Source organism: bacterium, assembly GCA_040757115.1.
Taxonomy (GTDB): domain Bacteria; phylum UBA9089; class CG2-30-40-21; order CG2-30-40-21; family SBAY01; genus JBFLXS01.
This window is the reverse complement of record JBFLYA010000330.1, coordinates 1-3,473: the sequence shown is the minus strand read 5'-3', so window position 1 is coordinate 3,473 and position 3,473 is coordinate 1. Positions and strand designations below refer to the sequence as shown.

Sequence of the window (3,473 nt, the reverse complement as noted above, 5' to 3'; positions counted from 1 at the left end):
GAAATTTGCAATTGGGTCAGACAACTGTTTTTCAAAGAGCTTTTAATCTGGAGTTATCAACAAGGCAAAACCGGAAAATCTATTGATTCTGTGTTGACAACTCTCTAAAAAACGCAAAAGTTTAGTTAGAAAATTAAATATTTAAAAAATCCATTTGTAGTGGCAAAATCTTGTGGGAAGCATAAAATTTTCCTTGACTTGAAAATACCTCTGTGCTATATTTTTATTATGTTCATCCGACAGGTCTCCCATAGAAATAAAAAGAATAATACACAATATTCTAGCTATAAACTTGTTAAGTCTGTCCGAGAGGTATTTGGAACAGCTTATCTGGCTATTTTAGAGGCAATAAATGAATATCTTTTAAAGAAGGGCTTAACCAAAAAAGAACTCCCAAAATCAATAGATGCTTACAGAAATGCGTTGAAAAAGTATCTATCTATTCATAATGGAAAACTAATGAAGGAGTTTGAAAAACTTTATGATGGCTTGCATATAGCAGGATATTACAGAGGACTTATTTATGATACCAATGCGGTTAAATCTTATTTAAAAGCCACAAAGGATTTTATAGAAAAGATTGGATAAAGATGTGAGGTAAGAAATTATGATTCTCATTCCAAAAGTTTCTAATCTAACCAATAACCAAAGATATACCATAGAATTTTTGTAAGCGTTCAGGTGGTGTAACAAAAGGAGATGTGGAGATTAAGGAGATAGGGAGATATTATTAAAAAAATTGAAATTATTAATAGAAACTAATAGAAATTTATGGAAATTTGTTGTTTTCCACAATCAATTTCTACCTATTTCTATAAATTTCAATCTATTTCTATTATCTTATCTCCATATCACTCTTATCTCCTTATCCCCTTTCTTACACTTTTGATATATAGCCTGAACTGTTACGAATTTTTAGGGGGGGGGGGCTTCCGCTTAACTCCTTTAGTTTCAACATATTACAACAATATTGACCAATCACAAAAAGCGTTTCAGTCGTGAATTAAAAGCGAATGAAACGTTTTTTTTGGTAACTATTCACTACGAAGGACACGAAGAAAATTAGATGGTCTCTGAAATTAACCACAAAGTACACAAAGAATACACAAAGAAATAAAGGGAAAAATTTATTCTCTCAAAAATCTTTGACTCTTTTGTGAAACTCTTTGTAATCTTTGTGGTTAAAAAAAATTGTAGTTATTGTCAGCCACTACCGAAAATTACAAGACATTAAATTCCATTTCGTGTCCTTCGTGGTTTTAAAAGATGTGAGGAAGGTTAATCTAACCGCACAGGTGGCATTATTTTGCCAGAATCCAAAAAAAATACTTGACTTTTTTAAAACTATTGATGTATAATATAATTATTATGAAGAATGATAGATTAGACAGGATAGAGAAAAGTTTAGTTGAATTGGTTGAGTCTCAAAAGAAGACAGATGCTCAACTTCAGAAAACAGACGCTCAACTTCAGAAGACAGACGCTCAACTTCAGAAGACAGACGCTCAACTTCAGAAGACAGATGCTCAACTATCAAAAAAGATAGCCGATGTTTCTAAGATGGTAGGAGAAATGACAGGTGGATTGGGCAAGTTTGTAGAAGGGCTTGTTGAACCGAGAACAATAAGGTTGGCAAAGACTCTGAATATAAAGATAACTGAAATTCGTCGCAGGGTAAAGGGTTTCTATTCTGTAAATGGCACAGAGGAATCAAGGGAGATAGATATAATCATTGTGGGTGAAAGAAAGAATAAGAAAACAGCCTTAGTTGTAGAGGCAAAAACAACCTTTGAACCAAATGATATGAGCTATTTTCTGGAGTGGTATAAAAGATTCTTTGACTTCTTTGAATTCTATCAGGACTATGAAATAATTGGAGCAGTAGCAGGTGGAAGGTTTGGTGAAGGTGTTGAACTAAATGCCCAAAGAAATGGGTTGTTTGTCCTTATGCCTTCACATGGCATAATGAGGGTATTAAACAAAAAAGATTTTGAGCCAACTATATTGAGATATAATTAGGGTAAGGGGTCAGCTACTTAAATAATGATGAACCGAATCAAGGTAAAAAGAGATTAAGATGTAGAATTTGTTAAAGGAGAAGAGATGGATAACGCTAACAGAACATACATACACACAGAGAGAGAATCATTCTAACCTGTTGCAGGACATAGAGTTAGGAGAATATAAGCACAGTAATTAATTTTACTGTGCTTTTTTGTTTTTTCTGACAGGATTAACAGGATTAAATTATAGTAAGCGGATTGAACGGATTAAACGGATAAAAAATAAAAAAATAATCCGCTTAATCCGCTTAATCCGATTACTAAAAATAATCTGTGTTTTCTGTAAAATAAAAAGGCTACATTAAAATCAGCAAAAACCTTTATTGAAAAGATTGGATAAAGAAAGGAATTTATGATTTCGGATTTGGGATTTATGATTTGGGATTTGAATTTATATCACTTCAATTCCTAATCCCTATTTGGAGGAAAAATGTATTTAGAGGATTTACAAGATGAAAATCTCGTTAATCCTGTTCATCCTGTCAAAAATATTGTAACCTTTGCGTCTTTGCGAGAAATATTATTCGTGTTTTGAAAATGGAGGTAAAATAAGATGAAAAAGACTTTGTGTTTAGTAACTTTAGGGATGGTTCTGGGCATAGGTGAGGTTGCCGCTCAAACAACAATTACTACTACTACCATTGCCACTGATACCACCTGGACTCTAACAGGAAGCCCTTACATCGTTACCGGCGATGTCTATGTCAAAGGAGCAGTCGCACCCTGTTTAATCATTGAGCCAGGGGTTGTGGTCAAGTTTAACCAATACACAAACCTATACATTTACATTGGTGGCAATTCTGCAAATGAATTTGACAAGTTTATTGTAGCAAATTGCATAGGTCAAAATTTTTAAGGAAGCAGAAAAAAAATACTTGACTTTTTTAAAACTATTGATGTATAATATAATTATTATGAAGAATGATAGATTAGACAGGATAGAGAAAAGTTTAGTTGAATTGGTTGAGTCTCAAAAGAAGACAGATGCTCAACTTGACAGAAGAGATGCCCAGCTACAGAGAACAGAGATTGAGTGGAAAAAAATACATGCTGACCTTTCCAAAGAAATAAAGAATGTTTCTAAGATGGTAGAAGAAGTAACAGGCGGTCTGGGAAAGACAGATTCTCAGCTTTCCAAAGAGATAAAGAATGTTTCCAAAATGGTAGGAGAAATGACAGGTGGGTTGGGCAAGTTTGTAGAAGGGCTTGTTGAACCAAGAACAATAAGGTTGGCAAAGACTCTGAATATAAAGATAAGTGAAATTCGTCGTAGGGTAAAGGGCTTTTATTCTGTAAATGGCACAGAGGAATCAAGGGAGATAGATATAATCATTGTGGGTGAAAGAAAGAATAAGAAAACAGCCTTAGTTGTAGAGGCAAAAACAACCTTTGAACCAAATGATATGAGCT

The 3,473-nt window shown here is 33.6% G+C and carries 5 protein-coding genes; all 5 read left to right on the top strand.

Annotation, left to right across the window (positions count from 1 at the left end):
* The first annotated feature begins 228 nt into the window (after window positions 1-228).
* Complete coding sequence (locus tag AB1422_18055) at window positions 229-588, top strand: DUF5618 family protein (GenBank protein MEW6621206.1); 360 nt, start codon at window positions 229-231, stop codon at window positions 586-588.
* Between the two features lie 183 nt (window positions 589-771).
* Window positions 772-1,002, top strand: coding sequence for a hypothetical protein (locus AB1422_18050; GenBank protein ID MEW6621205.1), 231 nt, complete (start codon window positions 772-774; stop codon window positions 1,000-1,002).
* A gap of 348 nt (window positions 1,003-1,350) precedes the next feature.
* Window positions 1,351-2,019 carry a hypothetical protein gene (locus AB1422_18045; GenBank protein MEW6621204.1) on the top strand — a complete coding sequence of 223 codons (669 nt, stop codon included), beginning with the start codon at window positions 1,351-1,353 and terminating at the stop codon, window positions 2,017-2,019.
* 597 nt (window positions 2,020-2,616) lie between these two features.
* Complete coding sequence (locus tag AB1422_18040) at window positions 2,617-2,919, top strand: hypothetical protein (protein MEW6621203.1); 303 nt, start codon at window positions 2,617-2,619, stop codon at window positions 2,917-2,919.
* A 40-nt stretch (window positions 2,920-2,959) separates the two neighbouring features.
* The coding region (locus tag AB1422_18035; GenBank protein MEW6621202.1) for a hypothetical protein at window positions 2,960-3,473 on the top strand (514 nt) is incomplete at its 3' end.

Bases quoted from the DNA above. Each gene is read 5' to 3' on its own strand.
- AB1422_18055 (MEW6621206.1), top strand. From the start codon at position 229: ATGTTCATCCGACAGGTCTCCCATAGAAATAAAAAGAATAATACACAA.
- AB1422_18050 (MEW6621205.1), top strand. From the start codon at position 772: ATGGAAATTTGTTGTTTTCCACAATCAATTTCTACCTATTTCTATAAA.
- AB1422_18045 (MEW6621204.1), top strand. From the start codon at position 1,351: ATGTATAATATAATTATTATGAAGAATGATAGATTAGACAGGATAGAG.
- AB1422_18040 (MEW6621203.1), top strand. From the start codon at position 2,617: ATGAAAAAGACTTTGTGTTTAGTAACTTTAGGGATGGTTCTGGGCATA.